This is a genomic window from Frateuria sp., from assembly GCF_035943815.1.
GTDB lineage: Bacteria > Pseudomonadota > Gammaproteobacteria > Xanthomonadales > Rhodanobacteraceae > Frateuria_A.
This window is the reverse complement of sequence record NZ_DASZBU010000019.1, coordinates 115,231-137,913: the sequence shown is the minus strand read 5'-3', so window position 1 is coordinate 137,913 and position 22,683 is coordinate 115,231. Positions and strand designations below refer to the sequence as shown.

The window sequence follows — 22,683 nt, the reverse complement described above, 5'->3', positions numbered from 1 at the left end:
GCCGCTGCGTCGATTGCTCTCCCGAAGGCGAACGGCTCAGTCTTGCGGGAAGCCCGGCGCAACAGCCTCTGCTAGACTACGCAGCGTTTGTGCGGCGTCAACGCGCGCACGTGGCCACACCGCGCGCGCCAGCCGACGCCGCGGCCCAACGACCGGACGAACGCCTTCCATGCCCCATCCCCTGCAACGCGATTTCCGGCGCCCGCTGCCGGCCCGCCCCTTGTCCCGAGGAGACTGACATGGCCTGGAACGAGCCCGGCAGCGGCCAACGCGATCCGTGGAACACCAAGCGCCCCAGCGGCAACAAGCCCGGCCTGGAGGATGCGCTCAGGCGCCTGCGCGCCCGACTGGGCAAGCACGGCGGCCCGGGTGGCATCGTCACCATCGTGCTCGCCCTGGTGCTCGCCTGGCTGCTGCTGAGCAGCTACACCATCGTCGATGCCCGCCAGGCCGGCGTCGTGCTGCGCTTCGGTCAGTACGCACGCACGCTGCCGCCCGGTTTCCACTTCAAGCTGCCCCAGCCGGTCGAGACGGTGACCAAGGTGGAAACCACGCGCGTGCGCTCGCTGCAGGACAGCGTGCGGATGCTCACGCGGGACGAGAACATCATCACCATCGACTTCACCGTGCAGTACCAGGTCAGCGACGCACGCGCCTACCTGTTCGCGGTCGACGACGTGGACAGCACCATCGCCGCGGCCGCCGAGGCCGCGGTGCGCTCGGTGATCGGCCGCAGCGACATGGACACCATCCTTTCCGGCGAAGGCGCCGCGCTCGTCGACGAGGCGGGCAAGGCCCTGCAGAAGACCCTCGACAGCTACCACTGCGGCCTGCAGGTGACCGCGGTGAGCTTCCAGAACGTGGCGCCGCCGGCCGAGGTCAAGGACGCCTTCGACGACGTCAACAAGGCACGCGAGGACAAGCAGAGCATCGAGAACGGCGCCCTTGCCTACGCCAACAAGGTGATCCCGGTGGCCCGCGGCGACGCCGCGCGCATCGCCGCGGAGGCGGCCGGCTACAAGGCTGCGCGCATCGCCCATGCGCAGGGCGATGCGCAGCAGTTCCAGTTGTTGCTGGCGCAGTACAAGGCGGCGCCGGAAGTCACCCGCAAGCGTCTGTGGCTGGAAACGATGGAGCAGGTGATGGCCGGCAACCGCAAGGTGATCGACGCCTCCAACGGCCGCACCATCGTCAACCTCCCGCCGGCCCCGGCGGCCAGCACGACGACCGCCGCCACCGCCGCGACCGATGACGGCGCCGGCAAGGAGAACCAGCCATGAAGTACGTCTGGCTCGTGATCGCTGTGCTGGTGTTGCTGCTGGGCCTGAACAGCGCGTTCGTGGTGCGCGAAGGGCAGAGCGCGTTGCTGCTGCAGTTCGGCCGCATCGTGCAGACCGACTACGCGCCCGGCCTGCACGTGAAGGCGCCGCTGATCCAGCAGGTGGTGCGTTTCGACAGCCGCATCCAGGGCTTGGACGCGCCGCCGGAACGCTACTTCACTTCAGAGAAGAAGAGCGTCAACGTCGACTTCTACGTGAAGTGGCGCGTGGCCGACAACGCCGCCTATTACCGCGCCACCAGCGGTGACGCCAACCAGGCGGCGCAGCGCCTCGCGCCGGTGGTGAAGGATGCGCTGCGCTTCGAGTTCAACTCGCGCACCTTGCAGGACCTGATCGCCGGCGGCCGCAAGGACATCACCGAGCGCGTGCTCAGGCAGACCGACGCCGCCGCGCGCAAGAACCTCGGCATCGCCGTGGTCGACGTGCGCATCAAGCGCATCGACCTGCCCGAGGAGGTCAGCGAGTCGGTGTACAAGCGCATGCGCGCCGAGCGCCTGCAGCTGGCCAACGAACTGCGCTATACCGGGCAGGAGCAGGCGGAGAAGATCCGCGCCGACGCCGACCGCCAGGGCCAGGTGCTGCGCGCCGACGCCGAGCGCGATGCGGCTACGGTGCGCGGCCAGGGTGATGCCGAAGCGGCGGGCGTCTACGCGCAGGCCTATGGTCAGGATCCGGAGTTCTTCGCGTTCTATCGAAGCCTGTCGGCGTACAAGAAGGGTTTCGCCGACGGCAAAGGCACGCTCGTGCTCAAGCCCGACTCGGAGCTGCTGCGTTATTTCAATGACAGCGCCAGCAAGCGCTGAAAGCCATGCCGCACGACCTCTTCGTCGCGCTTTGCCTGGTGCTGGTGCTCGAGGGCCTGGTGCTGTTCGCGGCGCCGCGCCAGTGGCAGTCGATGGTGCGCCAGGCGCTGGAGTTGAGGCCACGCACATTGCGCCTGGGCGGTGCGGTCGCGGTCATTGCCGGTCTGGCTGCGCTGCAGCTGATCCGCTGATTTTTTCCTAACCCACGGCTCCTGCGTGGAGCACCCAACGAGCGAGAACTTTCATGGGCAAGTCAGTCGTCATTCTTGGAGCCCAGTGGGGCGACGAAGGAAAGGGCAAGATCGTCGACCTGCTGACCGAGCGGGTCAGCGCGGTGGTGCGCTTCCAGGGCGGCCATAACGCCGGCCACACGCTGGTGATCAAGGGCAAGAAGACGGTGCTGCACCTGATCCCCTCGGGGATCCTGCGCGACGACGCGCTGTGCCTGATCGGCAATGGCGTGGTGCTCTCGCCCGAGGCGTTGATCAACGAGATCGCCGAGCTCGAAGGGCAGGGCGTGGACGTGCGTTCGCGCGTGAAGATCAGCCCGGCGACGCCGCTGATCATGCCCTACCACATCGCCGTGGATAAGGCGCGCGAGGCCGCCGCCGGCAAGAGCGCGATCGGCACCACGGGCCGCGGCATCGGTCCGGCCTACGAGGACAAGGTCGCCCGCCGCTCGATCCGCGTGGCGGACCTCATGTATCCACACGAATTGCCGGCGCAGATCAAGGCCGCGGTCGAGTACCACAACTTCATCCTGACCCAGTGGCTGAAGGCCGAGCCGGTCGACTACCGGAAGGTGCTCGAGGACGCGCTGGCCTGGGGCGAGTACATCCGTCCGCTGGTCGACGACGTGGCCACCATCCTGCACGACGTGCGCAGCGAAGGCGGCAACATCCTGTACGAGGGCGCGCAGGGCGCACTGCTGGACATCGACCACGGCACCTACCCGTACGTCACCTCGTCCAACACCACCGTCGGCGGCGCGCTGGCCGGCACCGGCGTGGGCGCGGGCGACATCGACTACGTGCTGGGCATCTGCAAGGCGTACGCCACGCGCGTGGGCGGGGGACCGTTCCCCACCGAGCTCGAGGACGAGATGGGCGAGCGCCTGCGCAAGGTCGGCAACGAGTTCGGCGCCAGCACCGGCCGTCCGCGCCGCTGCGGCTGGATCGATCTGGTGGCGCTCAAGCGCGCCGTGCAGATCAACGGCATCAACGGCCTGGCCATCACCAAGCTGGACGTGCTCGACGGCCTGCCCAGCATCAAGGTCTGCGTGGCGTACGAGTACCGCGGCAAGCGCCGCGAGCTGGCTCCGCTGGACGCCGACGGCTGGGCCGAGTGCAAGCCGGTGTACCTGGAGTTCCCGGGATGGGAGGAATCCACCGCCGGCATCCGTGACTGGAACAGGTTGCCGGCCGCGGCGCGCGCCTACCTGCGCGCGGTGGAGGAGTTGTCCGGCTGCCGCCTCGCCATCGTGGCCACGGGCGCCGACCGCGACGACACCATCGTGCTGGACGATCCATTCGCCTGATCGCAAGCGACGAAGAAGGCCCCGCTCAGCGGGGCCTTCTTTTTTCCCGTCGCACGGGGCCGGTGCCGTCCTTGGCATCAGGTCGCCGACTTGCGCAGTCCGCGGTCAATGGCCTCGCGCGTTCACGCTGGCGCTGCCTGAGCCATCGGCGTGGGCCGAGGTGGCTAGGCCATCGCGGGTCGAGCCCTGGGCACTGGCCTGAGCAGCCGCGTGACCGCGGGCGTGGGTCGAGCGGGTCGATTCATCCGAGCCCGCCTTGGCGTTCGCATCGCCGTTGGCCGCCCCCGATGCGCCGGCCGGGATATCGCCCACATTGCGCGTCATGCCTGGGAGCTTCGGCAGCGAGCCGGGCTTGCTGGCCGTCTGACCGGCCGGTGCCGTTCCGGATGCATCGTTCGCGAGATTCGCGCCGAGCGCGCCGGCCGTCAGGGACGGCTGCGCGCCAACGTCGTCGGCGTGGCGAACTTCCCCCAGGCCGGCATCGGCGGCATGTTCGGCCGAACCCTTGGCCGCGGCGTAGGCGTTGCCGGCGCCCTGGCGCGCGCTGGCCAGGGTGCCATGAGCATCGCGTTTGGCCGTCGAGACGCCCGAACGCCCCTGGCCGGCTGCCTGACCCGCCGTGTCCGTCAGCGTCCGGCGCACGCCCGAGGCATCCACTGCGCCGGCCGCGGACGAAGCGAGTTTCGCCGTCCCATCCAACTCGGCCTGGTTGTCTGCGCCGGCTCCGGTGGCTCCGGTGGCGCCGGCGAGGCCGGCTGCGGCGTGGGCGGCCGTCTGGTCATCGAGCGGGCCGGTAGCGTGCGCGGCAACGCCCGTCGCCGAAGCGGCCGTGGCGGCGGCCCGCTGGTGCAGGCGCTCCGCGCGCCGCTCGGCGGCCCGCGGGTCGAAGCCGGGGCCGATGTCGCCCATGCCGGTGCCGTGCATGGAGCCGCCGATCTGGCCATCCATCTGGCCCATGGTGGACCGGACCTGGCCGCCCAGCCCGCCGGCGAGGCCGCCGGCGAGCGAACCGCGGCCCAGCACCTGGGCGTGCGCCGACGCCGTCGCGGCGAGGGCGAACACGCCGGCGACCAGGGCTGTGACGAGGGGCCTGCTGCTGAGGGTCGTGTTGCTGAGGGTCGTGTTGCGCATGGTGGACCTCCTGCCTGCGGCCGATCCGCGGCTTCCAGGGTCCTTTACGTCCGCGGCGGGGCGATCCTTCCCTGGCGTCCGCCGACCCTCGGCGTTCGTTCAGCTTCAGGGCGACAGCACGCCGTAGCCGCAGCGAGGGTCATGGCCCGGCGTGCCCAGATGGTGGGCCTGCCCGATCAACTGCTGTTGGACCTCGGCGGCCGCGCCTGCGTGGGGCGCATCGAGCAGCCGGGCGGCCATGCGCGCCACGATCGGCGAGGCGAACGAGGTGCCGCGCAGCGCGTCGCGGCCTTCGCCGACGATGCCCGAGGCGCAGAAGTCCACCTGTTCGCCGGCGGCGGATTCGGGCAGCACGCGGCCGCGCGCGTCGACGCCACCGACCCCGATCACGCCCGGGTAGGCCGCCGGATACAGCGGCGGCGCAGCGGGCCCGTCATTGCCGACCGCGCTGACCAGCACGTGCCCCCGCGCGAGCATCGCCTGCACCGCGCGCGCCAGCACCGGGTTGTCCGGACCGACCAGGCTGATGTTGATCACCGGCACCTGCTCGCGCGCCATCCATGCCAACGCCTCCACCAGGTTCGACGTGGCGCCGCCGACCGCGTCGCCGCACCACAGGTCGGCGGCGTACAGCGTGTCCGTGTCGCCGGCGACGAGGCGGGCGGCGACCGCGGTGCCGTGCGGCGAGACGTTCGCCGTCTTGCAGCCATGCTGTTCGACGCGCGCGTGGATCAAGGCAGGATCGGCCGGGTCGATGCCCGCGTCGACCAGCCCTATGCGTCGAAGCGCCTTGTCGGAGGACGGCGGGGAGGGCAGCGCCTGTACGGGCGCGTCCGTGCCCGCGGGCAGGTAGAGGTGCTGGTAGGCGAACGTCGCGCCTGGCGCGGCCTGCTGCAGGGCGCGCATGGCCCTGGTCGTGCTGCGTTCGCGGGTGTCGTGCAGCACCACCAGGTCCAATCCGAGCATCGTGTCGGCCGATGTCTGGCGAGCCACCGTGAAGCCCTGTGCCTGCACCGCATCGAGCTGCGAGCCGGAGAGGCCCAGGGCGAGGAACTCGCCGCGCAGCACAGGTGCGCCTTGCGCGTCGACATCGACGCGCCTGGATTGCTTGTGCAGCAGCGCATCGATCTGCAGGCGCCGTGTGCCCGCCAGCGGATGGCGCAGCAGATCATCGACACCCTGCAGGCCGGATCCGGGAAGGGCGCCGGGCAACGGCGCGCCCTGCACGCCCGGCAGATCGTGCAGCACGCCGTGCACCTGCGCCTGCGCAGGCTGCGGGCGCATCGCCGCCATCGCGACGGCCGGCAGCAGGACGAGCATGACGAAATGGCGATACGTGTACACGGCCGGCCCCGGGAACGGTGGAGCCGGATGCTAGCATTGCCGCGCTTTACGCCCTCGAACCGCGCAGACGTGAGCGAGGGAAGGAATCGGTCTCCCTGGACGTAATGGAAGGTGATGCGTGATTTCGGACGACGCCGTGCGCGAAGGATTGATCCTGCTGCTGCCGCGCCTGCGCCGGCTGGCACGCGCGCTGGCGGGGCGGGGCCCCGACGCCGACGACCTGGTCCAGCTGGTGCTGGAACGCGCGCTGGCCCGCGCCGCGCAGTGGCGCCCGAGCGACGCGCTGGACAAATGGGTGTTCGCGATAGCGCGCAACGCCTGGCGGGACGAACTGCGCGCGCGTGGCCGTTCGCAGCGGCTGTTCGTGCCGGAGGATGAAGGCGAGCTGGTGGCCGACGGCACCGGTATGCAGCCCGCGCAGCAGCTGGAACTGGCGATGGCCCTGGCCACGTTGCCACCCGACCAGCGCGAAGTGGTGGCCCTGGTGCTGGTCGAGGGCATGTCCTACGGCGAGGCCGCGGCCTTGCTGGAGGTGCCGGTGGGCACCGTCACCAGCCGCCTGGCGCGCGCTCGCGCCGCCTTGCAGGCCCATCTGGGGAACGACGAATGAACCGGATCGACGAAGAAACGCTGCAGGCCTACGTGGACGGCGAACTTGACCCGTCGGCGACAGCGCGCATCGACGCCGCGCTGGGCCACGATGAGGAACTTGCCCGACGCGTGCGCGAGGCGCGCGCCGTGCGCGCGCGTTTGCGCGACGCGTTCGACCCTGTGCTGGACGAGCCGGTGCCGGAGCGGCTGTCCGCGCTTTTGCAGCCGCGCGGGCAACGCGTTCGTTCCGGGGGCGGGCATCGCGCCGAGGCCATGCGTCGGCGCGGGCACCGCTGGCGCGCGGCCAGTGTCGCGCTGGCCGCCTCGGTGGTGCTTGCCGCCGCAATCCTGTGGTGGTGGCGAACCGGCAGTGCGATGGTACGCATGCAGGACGGCCGCGCGTTTGCCGCCGGCGGACTGGAGCGCGCGCTCGACCACGCACTGGCGAGCGAGCCGGACGCACGCGCCGCCGTCGCCATAGGCCTGAGCTTCCGCAGCTCCGATGGACAGGTCTGCCGCACGTTCGTCCTGCGCACTCCGCCCGCACGTGCCGGGCTGGCCTGTCGCGGCGACGCGGGCTGGTCGCTGCCGGTGCTCGTCCCGGCCGCCCGGCCGCAGGGCGGCGAGCTGCGCCAGGCTGCGAGCGGCTTGTCGCCGCAGGTGCAGGCCGCGGTGGATGCGCGCCTGAGCGGCGAGGTCTTCGATGCGCGGCAGGAGCGTGCGGCGCGCGATGCCGGCTGGCGCTAGCCGGGCGAAAAGGCTTAGTTCCTAGTACATCCGTATCGACGAGGCGCGGATGACGTACGTATCGGCGTCGTGCTCGGGGCCGGCGGCGATACGGGCCAGTTCGTCGTCGATGCGCTGTGCGGTCCGGCCGGTCCCGTAGCCCTGCATGCGTTCGCGCAGCATCGCGTTCTCGCGCATCAGGCGCTCGCATTCGTCATGGAGAGTGCGCATGGAGCGCTCCAACTGGTTGCAGCGCAGTTTCAGTGCGTTTGGCATGGCGGGCGTTCTCGGTCTGCAGTCGGTCGCGGGATGGGGAAGGACACGCGGGGGGGCGAGTGATCGGCGATGCGTCGCCTTTCGCCGGTGGTGATGTTGGCCCGACGACCGTGAGGCCGCCGTCTAGCAGTCGCTAGCAAAAAGCTCAGGCGGGCGCGTTGGAGGTCGGCCCCCAAGGCCCGCTTCGGCCGCCCCGGCCTGGTCGACCGGTCATTCACGCCGGCCGTGCGAAAGCTCGTTTCTTGCGAAGCGGGAGAGCTTTTGTGGCGAAAGCGGTAATCAGGCAAGCCAAGGTGGGTTGGCCACGACGCTTGTGGATCATCCGCCACGGCGAGAGCGCGGGAAACCTGGCGCGCGATAACGCCGAAGCTTCCGGCGCGTCGTTGATCGAACTGGAGCATCGCGACGCCGACGTGCCGCTCTCGCCACTGGGTCTGGAGCAATCCCAGGCGCTCGGCGCCTGGATGCGTGCATTGCCGGAGGAGAGCCGGCCCACCACGTTCCTCGCCTCGCCCTACAAGCGCGCGCGCCAGACCAGCTACGCGGTGGCCAGTGCGATGGGGTGTACCGACGAGGACGTGCTGGTTGACGAGCGCCTGCGCGAGAAGGAGTTCGGCGTGCTCGACCGTTACACGCGCGCCGGCATACGCGAAAAGTTTCCGGAGCTGGCCGAGCAGCGGCGGCTGGTGGGCAAGTTCTATTTCCGCCCACCCGGCGGCGAGAGCTGGTGCGACGTGGTGCTGCGCCTGCGCAGCATGCTCGGCGACCTGCAGCGCAACCATTCGGGCGAGCGGGTGGTGATCGTCGGCCACCAGGTCATCGTGAACTGTTTCCGCTACCTGCTCGAGCGCATGGACGAGGGCACCATCCTGGCGATCGACCGCGAGGGCGACGTGCCGAACTGCGGCATCACCGAGTACTGCGTGGCGCCCGACGGTTGCGGCCTGCTGCTGGAGCGCACCAACTTCGTCGCGCCGCTGGTCGAAGCCGGCTCGCCGGTGACGCTGGAGTCGGACCGGCCCAAGGGGGCGCGGTGAAAGCCTCGCCCGCGCCGCAACGCCTGACCGCGCGGCTGTTGCGCGGCATGCCGCTGCCCGCGCCCGACGGCGGCAAGGAACAACGCGGCCGTGTGCTGGCCATCGGCGGATCCGCCACGGTGCCCGGCGCATTGCTGCTTGCCGGCGTGGCGGCCTTGCGGGCCGGCGCCGGCAAGCTGCAGCTGGCCACCGTGCAGGCGGTGGCGCCGGGCCTGGCCCTGGCGGTGCCCGAGGCGCTGGTGCTGGGCCTGCCTGCCGATGCGCAGGGCGAGATTGCGCGCGGCAGCAGCGCGCTGGACCAGACGCTGCAGTGCACGGACGCGGTACTTATCGGATCGGGCATGCGTCCGCTGCCGCCCACCGCCACGCTGGTCCAGCGGGCCATCAGGCACGCGCGGTGCACGCTGGTGATCGACGCCGGCGCGCTCGCCCCGGACCTGCGCGCGGGTCCCGGCGCCCCCTTCGTGCTCACGCCCCATGCGGGCGAGATGGCCAAGCTGTCGGGCATGGAAAAGGCGCGCGTGCAGCGCGAGCCGCAGGACCTGGCGCTGGCCTTCGCGCGGCGTACTCGCAGCGTGCTGGTGCTCAAGGGGGCAACCACCTTCGTCGCCGCGCCGGACGGACGCCTGTGGGTTCACCCGGGCGGTTGCCACGGGCTGGGTACCTCCGGTTCGGGCGACGTGCTGGCCGGCCTCATCGCCGGGCTGGCGGCGCGCGGTGCCGATGCCCTGCAGGCGGCGCTCTGGGGCGTGTTCGCGCACGCCCAGGCCGGTCGCCTGCTGGAGGGATCGGTCGGCTCGCTGGGCTTTCTCGCCCGCGAGATCGCCGATGGAGTGCCCGGCATCCTCGACCGCGTCCGCGGGTAGTGCCTTGGCGCGCGCCGGTTAGGGGGGGCTCCATCGCGTGATCAGCGGACCTTGTTCGCCGGCCACCGGATCGCTGTGCGGGAAGGGCAACTGGTCGATGCGCTTGAGCATCTGCGCATCGGGCGCATCGCGGCACACGTCCCATTCCTGTCCGGGCGGATAGGCGCCCACCACCAGGAAGTCGTTGCTCGACTCCAGGCTGCGATGGCCGGTGCCCGCCGGAAGCAATGCCGCGTCGCCCGCCTCGACCTCGACCTCGCGGCCGCCTGGCCCACCCAGCATCAGGCGCGCCGTTCCCCTCGCCACGCCGAGTACTTCATGGGCCGTGGAGTGGTAGTGGTGGAAATCGTAGACGCCGGCGCGCCATCGCGGCGGCCAGCCGTTGGAACGGAAGCGCAGCTCGAAAGTCACCGCGGCGTCTTCCCCGCTCCCGCCGGCAAGCGCCTGGCGATAGAGCAGCACGGGCAGCCTTGGATGGTTGGGGACCCAGTCGTGGGGTGAGAGCAGGAAAGCTTGTACTCGCATGGTGTCGGGCTTCGTCATGGGCAAACCGCGGACCAAGCTTGCGCCGCCCGATGTGTACGAGGCGCTGATCGCTCGCGCCTCTAACGCGCCCCGAATCGCCGCTGCACGCGCCGCAGACCTTCGCTGCGGCAGGATCGTGCACGACCAACCCGAACGGGAGATTTCCATGGGCAGCATCGACGATCCGCGCGGGCGAACCAACGCCAACCTCCAGGACGCCATCGGCAAGCGGGCCGAGCAATCGCAAGTCAAGCTGGAGGGCGAGGAGCGCGAAACGGTCGAGCCGGCCGGTGGCACGGGCGGCGCCAGCGGCACCGGCCAGATGCGGCCGCACCATGGCTTCAGTGACCGGCGTGGCCATGGTGCGCTGGGCGAGCCGGAAGATCCGGATGCCATCCTGCCGTTGCCCGAGAATGGCCCTACCTACCAGACCGGCGGTGTCGGCCTGGACCGCGCGCAGCACATCGAGGAGCGCAAGCATCGCGAAAGCGGGGTGGGTTCGACCAAGGGCCACGGCGCGGACGGGCAGGGCGGTGGTTTCGACCCGCCGCCGGGCGCGCCCTCCAGTGGCGGACGTTAACCGCCCCGTCCTGTCGAGGCTCGCACGTGCCGTGGGATGGGCGAGGTGGTGTTCCTCTCCCACGGCTCCTCTTCATCTTGCGAGGGTTCACGGACGACCGCCGCATCGCGGACGTAGCCGCGTGCGGCCATGGTGGAATGCGTCGCAACCGTGGCGTTCCCCTTGTCCTCACGCACACGCCAGGTGCACCCGCGCCACCGCATAGTCCCGCGACTTGTCGCCGGTGTGCCTGCTGGCCCCGGCTTGCGCGAGGGCCGGTCATGCAAAAAGACGATTTTTCTTCCTCGCGCCGCCGCCTGGTGCAGGGCGCGTCCGTGGGCCTGGCCGCCACGCTGGCGGCGCCGGCCTGGACCAGGACCGTGGGCGCCGCGGTGACCAAGGGCGGCGTGCCGCCCATGTTCGACCCGACCAAGCGCTATCCGAAGCCGCCGTTCGATGCGCAGCCGCAACCCTGGCCGGGCCTGGCCGCGCGCATGCACCCGAAGCCCGATCACGGCGAGCAGAGTTACCAGGGTCACGGGCGGCTGAGCGGCCGCAAGGCGCTGGTCACCGGCGGCGATTCGGGCATCGGCCGCGCTGCGGCGATCGCCTTCGCGCGCGAGGGTGCGGACGTGGCGATCAACTACCTACCCGCCGAGGAAGAAGACGCGCGCGAAGTGATCGAGCTGATCCGCACTGCCGGCCGCAAGGCTGTGGCGCTGCCGGGCGACATCCGCGACGAGGGCTTCTGCCGTTCGCTGGTCGACAAGGCGGTCGCGGGCCTGGGCGGGCTGGACCTGCTGGTCAACAACGCCGGCCGCCAGCAGAGCCACGACTCGATCGACGAGCTCACGACCGAGCTGTTCGACTGGACGCTCAAGACCAACCTCTACGCGATGTTCTGGATCACCAAGGCGGCGCTGGCGCACATGCCGGCCGGCGCGGCGATCATCAACACCGCCTCGGTGGAGGCCTACAGCCCCGACCAGAACCTGCTCGACTACGCCACCACCAAGGCCGGGATCGTGGCCTTCACCAAGAGCCTGGCCAAGCAGGTGATCAGCAAGGGCATCCGCGTCAATGCGGTGGCGCCCGGGCCGTTCTGGACGCCGCTGCAGATCAGCGGCGGGCAGACCGAGGACAAGGTGAAGAAATTTGGCGCCAACACGCCGATGGAGCGACCTGGGCAGCCGGCGGAAATCGCCCACGTCTACGTCGACCTCGCCTCCAGCGAGGCCAGTTACGTTACCGGGCAGGTGTTCGGAGCGTCCGGCGGCAGGGGCGAGCCCTGAGCGGCCCGCGTCCTCTGCCATGCGTCCACAGCACCTAAAGGACGGCCAGCCGCGGCCGATAACGCCGGGGATGGCTGTCACGGGTGGCGGCTGCAGGTAATTCATGGTCGGCAGCTACCACCTCAGTCTGGAACTGCTCTCGCTGCTGATCGGGAGCCTGATCGCGTACCAGGCGATCGACGCCACCGGCCGTATCGCGGCATCGCGCCTGCCCGTGCATCGCTGGATCTGGTACGGCGTCGGCGGCTGGATGATCGGTGCGGGACTTTGGTCGGTGCACTTCGTCGGCATGCTCGCGTGGCTGCCGCAGGAAGTGGGCGCGTTCGATCCCGCGCTGAGCGTCGCCTCGGGGCTGGCGGCCTTGGCGGTGGGTCTGGGCCTGCTGCGGGTGGCCGATTGCCCGTCGCTGGGACACGCGCGCTGGCTGGCCGGCTCGTTGGCGCTGGGTGTCGGCGTGGCCTTCATCCACATGTTCAGCGAAGGCGCGATGCACGTCGCCGGTGGCACCCGCTACCAGCCGAAGGTGTGGCTGTGGTGGGTCTTGCTGTGCACCTTCGGGGTGGCCAGCGGCCTGCGCCTGATGCATGCGTTCCGCTCGCGGGCGAGACGGCGGCGGTGGGGCCTGCGGGCGTTGCTGTCGGTTGCGATGGGCGCGCTCATCTGCGTGTTGCTGGAACTCTCCACGCGGTTGTCGCACGGCGGCGACACCGTGCTGCCGGCAGAGACCTCGCCAGGAGCGCTCTGGCTGGGCAGCGTGGTCAGCCTGGCCGCGGTGCTGTCGATGGGGGCGGCGCTTGCGCTGTCCGAACTGGTGGTGCGGCTGTACGTGCGCACTCAGCGCCTGTCCGGCTCCCTGGACCAACTCAACAACCAGTTGCACCATCTGGCCACGCATGACCCGTTGACCGGCCTGCCCAACCGGCATCTGCTGGCCGAACGCATGGAGCGTGCGCTGGCGCGTGCGCGCGCCGGCCACGGGCACCTGGCGGTGCTGTACATCGATCTGGACGGCTTCAAGACCATCAACGACACGCTGGGCCACTCCTTCGGCGACGAACTATTGCGTGGGGTGGCCGAACGGCTGGCCGGCGTGCTGCACGTGGACAGCCTGGCCCGCATGAGCGGTGACGAATTCGTGGCGGTGCTCGAGCACATGCGCGGTCCGGACTCGGCACTGCGCATCGCCCGGCAACTGATCGGACTGATGGAGGAAAGCTTCGCCGTGCGCGGGACCGAGCTGCGGGTGACCCCAAGCATTGGCGTGGCATTCTATCCGCGCGACGGCGAAAGCGTGGAGGACCTGGTCGCACACGCAGACGCGGCGATGTACGAAGCCAAGGACGGCGGCCGCAACGGCTACCGTTGCTACGACGCTTCGATGCGCGAGCGGGCGGTGCGCGTGCTGACGATTCAGCGCGGCCTGCAGACGGCGGTGGAGGACGGCAGCCTGTCGCTGCACTTCCAGCCCAAGCATTGCGGCAACACCGGCGCGCTGGTCGGCGCGGAGGCCCTGCTGCGCTGGTGCCATCCCGAGCTGGGCACGGTCTCGCCGCTTGAGTTCATCACTGTCGCCGAGCGCAGCGGGCAGATCGCACGGCTGGGCGAATGGGTGATCCGCGAGGCCTGCCGCCAGCTGCGCGAGTGGCACGACCGGGGGTTGTCCACCGTGCGCATCGCCATCAACCTCTCGCCGCTGCAGATCCAGCAGCCGGGTTTGGTGGACGTGGCCGCGGGCATCGTCGGCGCAGCCGGCCTGAACACCTCGCAGATCATGTTCGAGGTGACCGAAAGCATGGCCATGCGCGACGCGGAGCGCACCACCGCGATCCTGCGCGACTTCCGCGCGCATGGGTTCGAGTTCGCCATCGACGATTTCGGCACCGGCTATTCCAGCCTGGCCTACCTGCAGAAGTTCCAGGTGCGCCAGCTGAAGATCGACCAGTTCTTCGTGCAGGCGCTGGACGAGGGCGGCCACGAACCGCGCGCGATCATCGCGGCGATCATCGAACTGGCCCACACGCTGGGCATGGAAGTGGTGGCCGAGGGCGTGGAAACCGCCGGACAGGCGCACGTGCTGCGCGAGCTCGGCTGCGACCAGGTGCAAGGCTACTTGCTGGCGCGGCCGATGCCTGCGGTGGAGTTCGAGCGGCAGTGCCTGGCCGGGGCGGCGGCCTAGCCGTGGGGAAGCCAACGACCGCCAGCTGGCGTGCACGAACTTTTTACGCAGAATTTACGCTGCCGTCCGCGGTGCATCGACACGCGTGCTGTCTCTGCAACTAAAATGAGCGTCTCCGTTTCCACGCCTCCCACCCCCGTGCACAGCCATCCCCGGGTTTGTCCTTCCGCTGCCGCGCGTCTGACCGGCACGCCGCCGGCCTTGCGCCGCCGCTGCTGAGCCGCCATGGCGACTTCCGATTCAAAGTCGCGGCTGGCGGCACTTGCGCTGGGCGCCGTGGGGGTGGTCTACGGCGACATCGGCACCAGTCCGCTCTACACGCTGAAGGAGGTCTTCGGCGAGCATGGCGTGGCGCCGGACCCGGCGAACGTGCTGGGCGCGTTGAGCCTGATCTTCTGGTCGCTCATCATCGTGGTGTCGGTGAAGTACGTACTGTTCATCATGCGTGCGGACAACAAGGGCGAGGGCGGCATCATGGCGCTGATGGCGCTGGCCCAGCGCAGCGTGCGTTCGATCCCGCGCCTGCGCCTGGTGATCGCGCTGCTGGCGATCTTCGGCGCGGCGCTGTTCTACGGCGACGGCGTGATCACTCCGGCCATCTCGGTACTGTCGGCGGTGGAAGGCCTGGAAGTGGCCGCACCGCGCCTGGCGCACTGGGTGGTGCCTATCACCGTGGTGGTGATCCTTGCGCTGTTCTGGCTGCAGAAGCGCGGCACCGACCGCATCGGCGCGCTGTTCGGGCCGGTGTGCGGGCTGTGGTTCATCGTCATCGCCGCGCTGGGCATCCACGGGATCGTGCGCTACCCGGCGGTGCTGGTGGCGCTCAGCCCGACCTACGGGATCGGCTTCTTCCTGCACAACCACGCGCAGGCGTTCTTCGCGCTGGGCGCCGTGGTGCTGGCGGTCACCGGCACCGAGGCGCTGTATGCGGACATGGGCCATTTCGGCAAGCGGCCGATCCAGCTGGCCTGGTTCAATTTCGTGCTGCCGGCGCTGGTGCTCAACTATTTTGGCCAGGGCGCACTGGTGCTGCGCGATCCGGCCGCCGTGGCCAACCCGTTCTACCTGCTGGTGCCGCGGCTGCTGCTCTATCCGATTATCGCACTGGCCTGTGCGGCCACCGTCATCGCCTCGCAGGCGGTGATCTCCGGGGCCTTTTCGATGACGCGCGAAGCCATGCAGCTGGGCTACGTGCCGCGCATGCGGGTGGTGCACACCTCGCGCGAGATGTCCGGGCAGATCTTCGTGCCATGGATCAACCGCGTCCTGCTGATTTTGATCCTGGCGGCGGTGCTCGGCTTCCGCTCGTCCAACAACCTGGCCTCCGCCTATGGCATCGCGGTGACCGGCACGATGGTGATCACCACCTTGCTGGCGCTGATCGTGGCCCGCTACCAGTGGCACTGGAGCCTGCCCGCCGTGCTGGCCACGGGGCTGGGCTTGCTGACCGTGGACCTGGGCTTCTTCAGCGCCAACGTCATCAAGATCGAATCAGGCGGCTGGTTTCCGCTGGTCCTGGGGCTGAGTATCTTCGTGGCCATGACCACCTGGCGGCGCGGCCGCGAGCTGGTGGTGCTGGAACTCAAGCACGGCGGCCTGGCGCTCGCGCCGTTCATCCGCAGCATGGTCGATTACCCGCCCGTGCGCGTGCAGGGTACGGCGGTGTTCCTCACCGCAAACCCCGGTGCGGTGCCGCATGCACTGCTGCACAACCTCAAGCACAACAAGGTGCTGCACGAGCGCAACGTGCTGCTGACGGTCGAGACGCTGGAAACGCCGGTGGCCGATGCCGAGGAGCGTTTCGAGTGGCACGCCCTGGACGGCGGCTTCGGGCGGCTGCTGTTCCGCTTCGGTTTCGCCGAGGATCCGGACGTGCCCCGCGCCATGGCGTATTGCGCCGGCCGCGGCGGCCCTTCGTTCGACATGATGGACACGACCTTCTTCATCTCGCGCGAAACCATCGTCGCCGCGCAGCGGCCCGGCATGGCGTCCTGGCGCGACAAGCTGTTCGCCTTCATGGCGCGCAACACGCTGCCGGCCACCGCGTTCTTCCGCATCCCCGGCAACCGACTGATCGAGCTCGGCGCGCAGGTGGAAATCTAGGCGCCGCTTTCCACGCGCGCGGCAATTTTTACGAGCTCTATACGGCGGCGGGGGAATTCCTTGCCCCTTTTTTATGGGCCGATTCCTAGAGTGCGCTCCGTGCGAATCCGGAGGCGAGCGTGGACATCGTCTATCTGTTGCTGGCGCTCTTGCTGGCGCTGATCACCGCGGGCTTCCTGCGGTTGTGCGACCGGCTCGGCCGCCAGCGCGATCCCCGCCCTGGCGTTGCCGACGAAAAGTGCGTGCCATGAGCCTCATCCATGCCCTGGCCCTGGTCGTGGTGGTGGCGCTTGCCGGCTACCTGTGCGTGGCCCTGCTCAAGCCGGAGTGGTTCGAATGACCACCAACGACGTGCTCCAGGTGGCGCTCTTCGTGGGCGTGTTGCTGCTGCTGGTCCGGCCGGTCGGCAGCTATCTGGCGTGCGTGTTCGCGGACCAGCCCAACCGCGTCACCCGCTTCGGCGGACCGGTCGAACGCGCCGTCTACCGCCTGTGTGGCATCCACCCCGGCGAGGACATGGGCTGGGTACGCTACGCGTCGGCCATGCTGCTGTTCAATGTGCTGGGCGTGTTGTGGCTATATGCGCTGGAGCGGCTGCAAGCGCGGCTGCCGCTGAACCCGGGGCACTTCGGTGCGGTGCCGCCGGACCTGGCGATGAACACCGCGGTGAGTTTCGTCACCAATACCGACTGGCAGGCCTACGCCGGCGAGTCGACGATGAGCTATCTGAGCCAGATGCTCGGCCTGGCCGTGCAGAACTTTCTTTCGGCGGCCACCGGCATCGCCGTACTGGTCGCCGTCGTGCGCGGCTTCAGCCGCGGCAGCGCACAGGGCGTAGGCAACTTCTGGGTCGATCTGACGCGCGGCACGCTTTACGTGCTGGCGCCGTTCGCGCTGGTGATCGCACTGGTGCTGGTTTCCCAAGGCGTGGTCCAGAACTTCAGGTCGTATGCCACGGTGCCGCAAGTGCAGGCGACCGAACATGTCGAGTCCCGGTCGGCAGATCCGATTCAGGTGCTGCCGATGGGTCCGGCCGCCTCCCAGGTCGCCATCAAGCAGCTGGGCACCAATGGCGGGGGTTTCTTCAATGCCAGCTCGGCGCATCCGTTCGAGAACCCGACGCCGCTATCCAACTTCATCGAGGTGCTGGCGATCTTCCTGCTTCCCGGCGGGCTGTGCCTGATGTTCGGCCAGCAGGTGGGAGACCGGCGCCAGGGCTGGGCGATTCTCGCCACGATGCTGCTGATCTTCGTGCCGCTCGCGCTTGCGACGATCGCCGCCGAGCAGGCGGGCAACCCGGCGTTGCACGGTCTGGCGGTGGACGCGCAGGCCTCGGCGCTGCAGGCGGGCGGCAACATGGAAGGCAAGGAGGCGCGGTTTGGCATCGCCTCGTCAGGGTTGTTCGCTACCGTCACCACGGCAGCCTCGTGCGGGGCGGTCAACGCCATGCACGACTCCTTCACCGCACTGGGCGGGCTGGTGCCGATGTGGCTCATGCAGCTTGGCGAGGTGGTTTTCGGCGGCGTCGGCAGCGGCCTGTACGGCATGCTCGCCTTTGCCGTGGTGGCGGTGTTCATCGCCGGGCTGATGGTCGGGCGCACGCCCGAATACCTGGGCAAGAAGATCCAGGCCTACGAGATGAAGATGGCCGCCCTGGCCGTACTGCTGCCATGCGCGTTGGCGGTGGTCGGCACGGCGATCGCGGTCGCGGCGCCGGCGGGTGTCGCCGGCGTGGCCAACCCTGGGCCGCATGGTTTCAGCGAGATCCTCTACGCGCTCAGCTCCGCCTCGAACAACAACGGCAGCGCCTTCGCCGGGTTGTCCGCCGACACGCCGTTCTGGAACGTGCTGCTGGCGGTGTGCATGTTCCTTGCGCGCTTCCCGCTGGCCATCGCGATGCTGGCGATGGCAGGCTCGCTGGCCGCCAAGCGCCATGTACCACCCTCGGCCGGCACCTTGCCCACCCACACGCCGCTGTTCATCGGCCTGCTGGCCTGCGTGGTGATCGTGGTCGGCGCACTGACCTTCCTGCCCGCGCTGGCGCTGGGGCCGATCGCGGAATACCTGATGACGTCGAGCCTGACGACATCCGGCCTGATGACCTCCAGGGGACCCTGAGCCATGACGTCGCAGACATCTGCCGTGCGCAGCTTCGACCGCGGGATGATCCTGAAGGCTGCCGCCGATGCGCTTCGCAAGCTTTCGCCGCGGCTGCAGCTGCGAAACCCGGTGATGCTGGTGGTCTACGTGTGCTGCGTGCTGACCACCTTGCTTTGGGGCCAGGCACTGGCCGGCCACGGCGAGGCGCCTACCGCCTTCATCTTCTGGATCGGTCTGTGGTTGTGGTTCACCCTGCTGTTCGCCAACTTCGCCGAGGCGCTGGCCGAAGGACGCGGCAAGGCGCAGGCGCAGGCCTTGCGCAGCTCGCGCCGCGACGTAGTCGCGCGGAAGCTCTCGGCACCGGAGCGCACGGCCTTCGTCACCTACGTGCCGTCGAACGAGTTGCGCACGGGCCACCATGTGCTGATCGAGGCGGGCGAGATCGTTCCGGGCGACGGGGAGGTGGTCGTAGGAGCGGCCAGCGTGGACGAGAGTGCCATTACCGGCGAGTCGGCGCCGGTGATCCGCGAGTCGGGCGGCGACCGCAACGCGGTCACCGGCGGCACGCGGGTGCTGTCGGACTGGCTGGTGGTGCGCATCACCCGCAACCCGGGCGAGAGCTTCATGGACCGCATGATCGCGATGGTCGAGGGCGCCTCGCGGCGCAAGACGCCCAACGAGATCGCGCTGACCATCCTGCTGGCCAAGTTCACGCTGATCTTCCTGCTCGCCTGCGCCACCCTGCTGCCGTACTCGATGTATAGCGTGCATGTCTCCGGCGCGGGCCGGCCGATCACGCTGACAGTGCTGGTGGCGCTGCTGGTGTGCCTGATTCCCACCACCATCGGCGCGCTGCTCTCGGCGATCGGCATCGCCGGCATGGACCGGATGATCCGCGCCAACGTGATCGCCACTTCCGGCCGCGCGGTGGAGGCTGCCGGGGACGTGGACGTGCTGCTGCTGGACAAGACCGGCACGATCACCCTTGGCAACCGGCAGGCAGTCGCGTTCCACCCGGCACCCGGCGTGGACGAACGCGCGCTGGCCGAGGCGGCGCAGCTGGCCTCGCTTGCCGACGAGACGCCTGAAGGTCGCAGCATCGTGGTACTGGCCAAGGAACGCTTCGGCTTGCGCGAACACTCGCTGGAAGCGTTGCAGGCGCAGTTCGAGCCGTTCACCGCACAGACCCGGATGAGCGGCGTGGACACCGGCGGCCGGCAGATCCGCAAGGGTGCGGTGGATGCGCTCGAACACCATCTGCAGGCCCAAGGCAGCCAGTTGCCGCCGCCGGTCAGGCGCGCGGCGGAAGAGGTGGCCCGCCGGGGCGCCACGCCGCTGGTGGTGGTGGATGGCGCGGCCAGCCTGGGTGTCATCGAGCTGAAGGACATCGTCAAGGGCGGCATCAAGGAGCGCTTCGCCCAGTTGCGCAGGATGGGCATCAAGACCGTCATGATCACCGGCGACAACCCGCTCACCGCGGCGGCCATCGCCGCCGAGGCCGGCGTGGACGACTTCCTGGCCGAGGCCACGCCGGAGGCGAAGCTGAAGCTGATCCGCCAGATCCAGGCGGAGAACCGCCTGGTCGCGATGTGCGGCGACGGCACCAACGACGCGCCGGCGCTGGCACAGGCGGACGTCGCGGTGGCCATGAACACCGGCACCCAGGCGGCGAAGGAGGCCGGCAACATGGTCGACCTGGATTCCAATCCGACCAAGCTGATCGAAGTGGTGGAGATCGGCAAGCAGATGCTGATCACGCGCGGCGCGCTGACTACGTTCTCGATCGCCAACGACATCGCCAAGTACTTCGCGATCATCCCGGCCGCGTTCGCCACCACGTACCCCGCGCTGGACGCGCTCAATCTGATGCGCCTGGCCACGCCGCAAAGCGCTGTTCTCTCGGCAGTGATCTTCAACGCGCTGATCATCGTCGCCCTGATCCCGCTGGCGCTGAAGGGCGTGAAGTACCGCGCGCTGGGCGCCGGCGCGCTATTGCGGCGGAACCTGCTGATCTACGGGCTGGGCGGCGTGATCGCGCCCTTCGTCGGCATCAAGCTCATCGACCTGCTGCTGGTTCTCGGCGGCCTTGCATGATCCGGTTGCGATGCCGCGGCGAGGGCCGTGGTCGAGCCGATAGCTATCTCGGGAGCGACCCATGATGCAAAGGAACAGTCTTCCGGTTGTGCTCCTGTTCGCGCTGGCGTGGCCGGGCGCGGCCATGGCATCGACCGGGCCGTCGGGTTCGAGCCTGCAGGCCAGCGCACCGGCGCCTGCCGGGAACAATGGGTGCTCGCAGGGATTCTTGACGCGCCTGGAGACGGCCTACCGCGAAGACGCGCGCCCCGCCGATCCGAACGCGGCCGAAGCGCCGCGCCGGGCGATGGTTTCCCCGCTCGATTCGCCGCCTTTTCCCGACGGCGAGTGGCAACTCGGCGGCGTGGCCGCGCCCGTCGGCGTGCCGGTGGCGTATGGCCAATTTCCGCTGCAGAAAGCGCTGTCGTGCACCAGGCTCGGTTCCTGGATGCAGCGCAGGCGCATCGAAATCAACGGCTGGATCAATCCTTCGGTCAACCTGAGCTCGTCGAGCTTCAGCAACTATCCGTTGGCCTATGCGACGCGCCCCAATCGCGCGGAGTTCGACCAGCTGGTGTTCAACATCACGCGCGTCGAAGACACCGTGCAGCAAGACCACGTGGATTGGGGCTTCAACCTTTCCACGCTATACGGCTACGACTACCACTACACCGTCACCAAGGGCGTCTTCAGCGGCCAGCTGCTGGACCATCCCGACGCGAACCAGCCATTGCCGGGCAAGGTCTACGGTATCGACCCGATGCTGTTCTACGTCGATCTGTACCTGCCGGCGGTCGCGCAGGGCATGGTGATCCGCATGGGACGCTACCTGTCATTGCCGGACATCGAGGCGCAGTTCTCGCCCCAGAATTACCTGGTCACGCATTCGATCCTGTACACGGTCGATCCATATACCCAGACCGGCATCCTGACCACTACGCGGCTGGGCCGGCAATGGACGCTCCAACTGGGCATCAATGCAGGCAACGACACCGCGCCTTGGAACCGTTCGGCACGCCCCACGCTGCAGGCTTGCGTGCGCTGGGTATCGGCAAGCGGTGACGACATGCTTTATCCGTGCGTCAACAGCTGGAACACCTTCGATTACAACTACAACAACGTGCAGATGTACGTGGTGACCTGGGGACACCGCTTCAGTGCCCATGTGCACACGCAGACCGAGGCTTACTACATGTATGGCCGCAACATCGCCGGATTCGGTCCCGGCGGCGAGCCCGGTGTGCCGGGGTCCTCGCCTTATCCGGGCAAGGCGGCCGAGTATGGCGTGGTCAATTACCTCAACGTCGAAATGGACTCCGGCAACATGTTGTCGTTCCGAAACGAGTTCTACGACGACACCAAAGGCCAGCGTACAGGCTACGCGACGCGATACAGCAGCCATACGCTGGGGCTCACGCACTGGGTTTCACCGGATTTCGAGATCCGCCCGGAGCTGCGCTACGAGCGCTCCTACGACGTGAATGCCTACGACGGCGGCAAGAAGAACTACCAGCTTGTCGCGCTGGTGGATGCCATCCTGCACTTCTGAGGGCACGGTCATGGGCAGAATATTCCGCAATGCGCTGGCCATGCTGCTGGTGATGACGTTCGTCACCGGCGTGATCTATCCACTGCTGGTGACCGGTATGGCGCAGCTGCTCTTTCCCGCCCAGGCCAACGGCAGCCTGGTGCTCAAGGACGGCAGGCCGATCGGTTCGGCCCTGCTCGGGCAGGCGTTCACCGCGCCTGGCTATTTCTGGGGACGCCCGTCGGCGACCCTGCCCAATCCCTACAACGGTGCGTCTTCCGGCGGCTCGAATCTTGGGCCGGCCAATCCGGCGCTACGGCAGGCGGTGAAGCAGCGCATCACGCAGCTGCGTGCGGCCGATCCGGGCAATGCCGCGCCGATACCGGTGGACCTGGTGACCGCCTCTGCCAGCGGTCTGGATCCGGACATCAGCCCGGCGGCAGCGCAATACCAGGTCGCCCGCGTGGCCAGGGCGCGCGGCCTGCCGCTGGGCCAGGTGCAGGCTCTGGTCGCGGCCCATACTGCGGGCCGCCAATGGGGCATCTTCGGCGAGCGCCGCGTGAACGTGCTGGAGCTCAATCTCGCACTGGATGGCCTGCAGGCGCGCTAACGTAGGCCGTCCCCTGTCGGCGGCAGCAGCATGACCGATCCACGTCCGATTGATCCAGTTCCAGTC

Annotated in this window: 22 protein-coding genes; 18 read left to right on the top strand and 4 right to left on the bottom strand. The window is 69.0% G+C overall.

Annotated elements, in window-relative coordinates; translation table 11 throughout:
* Positions 1-239: 239 nt before the first annotated feature.
* Genes hflK through VGU65_RS14385 form a run of 4 tightly spaced genes read left to right on the top strand, consistent with a single transcriptional unit; the run spans position 240 to position 3,680 of the window.
* Positions 240-1,280 carry an FtsH protease activity modulator HflK gene (gene hflK / locus VGU65_RS14400; RefSeq protein WP_327476839.1) on the top strand — a complete coding sequence of 347 codons (1,041 nt, stop codon included), beginning with the start codon at positions 240-242 and terminating at the stop codon, positions 1,278-1,280.
* On the top strand, positions 1,277-2,143 hold the full coding sequence (gene hflC, locus VGU65_RS14395; protein WP_327476837.1) for a protease modulator HflC: 867 nt from the start codon (positions 1,277-1,279) through the stop codon (positions 2,141-2,143). Before hflK ends, hflC begins: the two co-directional genes overlap by 4 nt.
* Before the next feature lie 5 nt (positions 2,144-2,148).
* Entirely contained in the window at positions 2,149-2,334 is a 186-nt protein-coding gene (locus VGU65_RS14390; protein WP_327476835.1) for a DUF2065 family protein, read from the top strand.
* Positions 2,335-2,387: 53 nt separating this feature from the next.
* On the top strand, positions 2,388-3,680 hold the full coding sequence (locus tag VGU65_RS14385; RefSeq protein ID WP_327476833.1) for an adenylosuccinate synthase: 1,293 nt from the start codon (positions 2,388-2,390) through the stop codon (positions 3,678-3,680).
* Positions 3,681-3,785: 105 nt separating this feature from the next.
* Here VGU65_RS14385 and VGU65_RS14380 read toward each other — a convergent pair whose 3' ends face one another.
* Positions 3,786-4,811, bottom strand: a complete 1,026-nt coding sequence (locus tag VGU65_RS14380) for a hypothetical protein (protein ID WP_327476831.1) — start codon at positions 4,809-4,811, stop codon at positions 3,786-3,788.
* A gap of 105 nt (positions 4,812-4,916) precedes the next feature.
* Positions 4,917-6,155 (bottom strand): S8 family serine peptidase, encoded by a 1,239-nt coding sequence (locus VGU65_RS14375; RefSeq protein ID WP_327476829.1) that lies wholly within the window; start codon positions 6,153-6,155, stop codon positions 4,917-4,919.
* A 118-nt stretch (positions 6,156-6,273) separates the two neighbouring features.
* Here VGU65_RS14375 and VGU65_RS14370 point away from each other — a divergent pair, with 118 nt between their 5' ends.
* Both VGU65_RS14370 and VGU65_RS14365 read left to right on the top strand, forming a co-directional pair.
* Positions 6,274-6,765, top strand: coding sequence for an RNA polymerase sigma factor (locus VGU65_RS14370; RefSeq protein ID WP_327476828.1), 492 nt, complete (start codon positions 6,274-6,276; stop codon positions 6,763-6,765).
* Positions 6,762-7,493, top strand: a complete 732-nt coding sequence (locus VGU65_RS14365; RefSeq protein ID WP_327476827.1) for an anti-sigma factor — start codon at positions 6,762-6,764, stop codon at positions 7,491-7,493. The genes VGU65_RS14370 and VGU65_RS14365 overlap by 4 nt, the downstream gene beginning before the upstream one ends.
* A gap of 21 nt (positions 7,494-7,514) precedes the next feature.
* Here VGU65_RS14365 and VGU65_RS14360 read toward each other — a convergent pair whose 3' ends face one another.
* Positions 7,515-7,703, bottom strand: a complete 189-nt coding sequence (locus tag VGU65_RS14360; RefSeq protein ID WP_327476826.1) for a hypothetical protein — start codon at positions 7,701-7,703, stop codon at positions 7,515-7,517.
* A 308-nt stretch (positions 7,704-8,011) separates the two neighbouring features.
* On the opposite strand from VGU65_RS14360, the gene VGU65_RS14355 reads away from it, so the two are divergent.
* Both VGU65_RS14355 and VGU65_RS14350 read left to right on the top strand, forming a co-directional pair.
* The gene (locus VGU65_RS14355) at positions 8,012-8,785 is read left to right on the top strand and encodes a histidine phosphatase family protein (RefSeq protein ID WP_327476825.1); all 774 of its coding nucleotides are present in this window, start codon (positions 8,012-8,014) and stop codon (positions 8,783-8,785) included.
* Positions 8,786-8,832: 47 nt separating this feature from the next.
* A complete protein-coding gene (locus VGU65_RS14350; RefSeq protein ID WP_327477260.1) occupies positions 8,833-9,651 on the top strand; it encodes an NAD(P)H-hydrate dehydratase in 819 nt (272 codons plus the stop codon).
* 18 nt (positions 9,652-9,669) lie between these two features.
* Here VGU65_RS14350 and VGU65_RS14345 read toward each other — a convergent pair whose 3' ends face one another.
* Positions 9,670-10,176 (bottom strand): cupin domain-containing protein, encoded by a 507-nt coding sequence (locus tag VGU65_RS14345; RefSeq protein WP_327476823.1) that lies wholly within the window; start codon positions 10,174-10,176, stop codon positions 9,670-9,672.
* On the opposite strand from VGU65_RS14345, the gene VGU65_RS14340 reads away from it, so the two are divergent.
* The 10 genes from VGU65_RS14340 to kdpC all read left to right on the top strand — a co-directional run bounded on the left by VGU65_RS14340 (position 10,175) and on the right by kdpC (position 22,617).
* Positions 10,175-10,756 (top strand): hypothetical protein, encoded by a 582-nt coding sequence (locus VGU65_RS14340; RefSeq protein WP_327476821.1) that lies wholly within the window; start codon positions 10,175-10,177, stop codon positions 10,754-10,756. The two genes, VGU65_RS14345 and VGU65_RS14340, sit on opposite strands and share 2 nt — an antisense overlap.
* Before the next feature lie 395 nt (positions 10,757-11,151).
* Positions 11,152-12,027: an SDR family oxidoreductase gene (locus tag VGU65_RS14335; protein WP_327477258.1), complete on the top strand. Its 876-nt coding sequence runs from the start codon at positions 11,152-11,154 to the stop codon at positions 12,025-12,027.
* Between the two features lie 103 nt (positions 12,028-12,130).
* The gene (locus tag VGU65_RS14330) at positions 12,131-14,203 is read left to right on the top strand and encodes a putative bifunctional diguanylate cyclase/phosphodiesterase (RefSeq protein WP_327476819.1); all 2,073 of its coding nucleotides are present in this window, start codon (positions 12,131-12,133) and stop codon (positions 14,201-14,203) included.
* A gap of 225 nt (positions 14,204-14,428) precedes the next feature.
* Positions 14,429-16,306 carry a potassium transporter Kup gene (locus tag VGU65_RS14325; protein ID WP_327476817.1) on the top strand — a complete coding sequence of 626 codons (1,878 nt, stop codon included), beginning with the start codon at positions 14,429-14,431 and terminating at the stop codon, positions 16,304-16,306.
* Between the two features lie 119 nt (positions 16,307-16,425).
* On the top strand, positions 16,426-16,557 hold the full coding sequence (locus VGU65_RS14320; RefSeq protein WP_327476815.1) for a hypothetical protein: 132 nt from the start codon (positions 16,426-16,428) through the stop codon (positions 16,555-16,557).
* Positions 16,554-16,646: a K(+)-transporting ATPase subunit F gene (kdpF, locus tag VGU65_RS14315; protein WP_327476814.1), complete on the top strand. Its 93-nt coding sequence runs from the start codon at positions 16,554-16,556 to the stop codon at positions 16,644-16,646. The genes VGU65_RS14320 and kdpF overlap by 4 nt, the downstream gene beginning before the upstream one ends.
* A complete protein-coding gene (gene kdpA / locus VGU65_RS14310) occupies positions 16,643-18,424 on the top strand; it encodes a potassium-transporting ATPase subunit KdpA (protein WP_327476812.1) in 1,782 nt (593 codons plus the stop codon). The genes kdpF and kdpA overlap by 4 nt, the downstream gene beginning before the upstream one ends.
* Before the next feature lie 3 nt (positions 18,425-18,427).
* Positions 18,428-20,500: a potassium-transporting ATPase subunit KdpB gene (gene kdpB / locus VGU65_RS14305; RefSeq protein WP_327476810.1), complete on the top strand. Its 2,073-nt coding sequence runs from the start codon at positions 18,428-18,430 to the stop codon at positions 20,498-20,500.
* A gap of 208 nt (positions 20,501-20,708) precedes the next feature.
* On the top strand, positions 20,709-22,028 hold the full coding sequence (locus tag VGU65_RS14300; protein ID WP_327476808.1) for an outer membrane beta-barrel protein: 1,320 nt from the start codon (positions 20,709-20,711) through the stop codon (positions 22,026-22,028).
* Positions 22,029-22,038: 10 nt separating this feature from the next.
* On the top strand, positions 22,039-22,617 hold the full coding sequence (gene kdpC / locus VGU65_RS14295) for a potassium-transporting ATPase subunit KdpC (protein ID WP_327476806.1): 579 nt from the start codon (positions 22,039-22,041) through the stop codon (positions 22,615-22,617).
* The last annotated feature ends 66 nt before the right edge of the window (positions 22,618-22,683 follow it).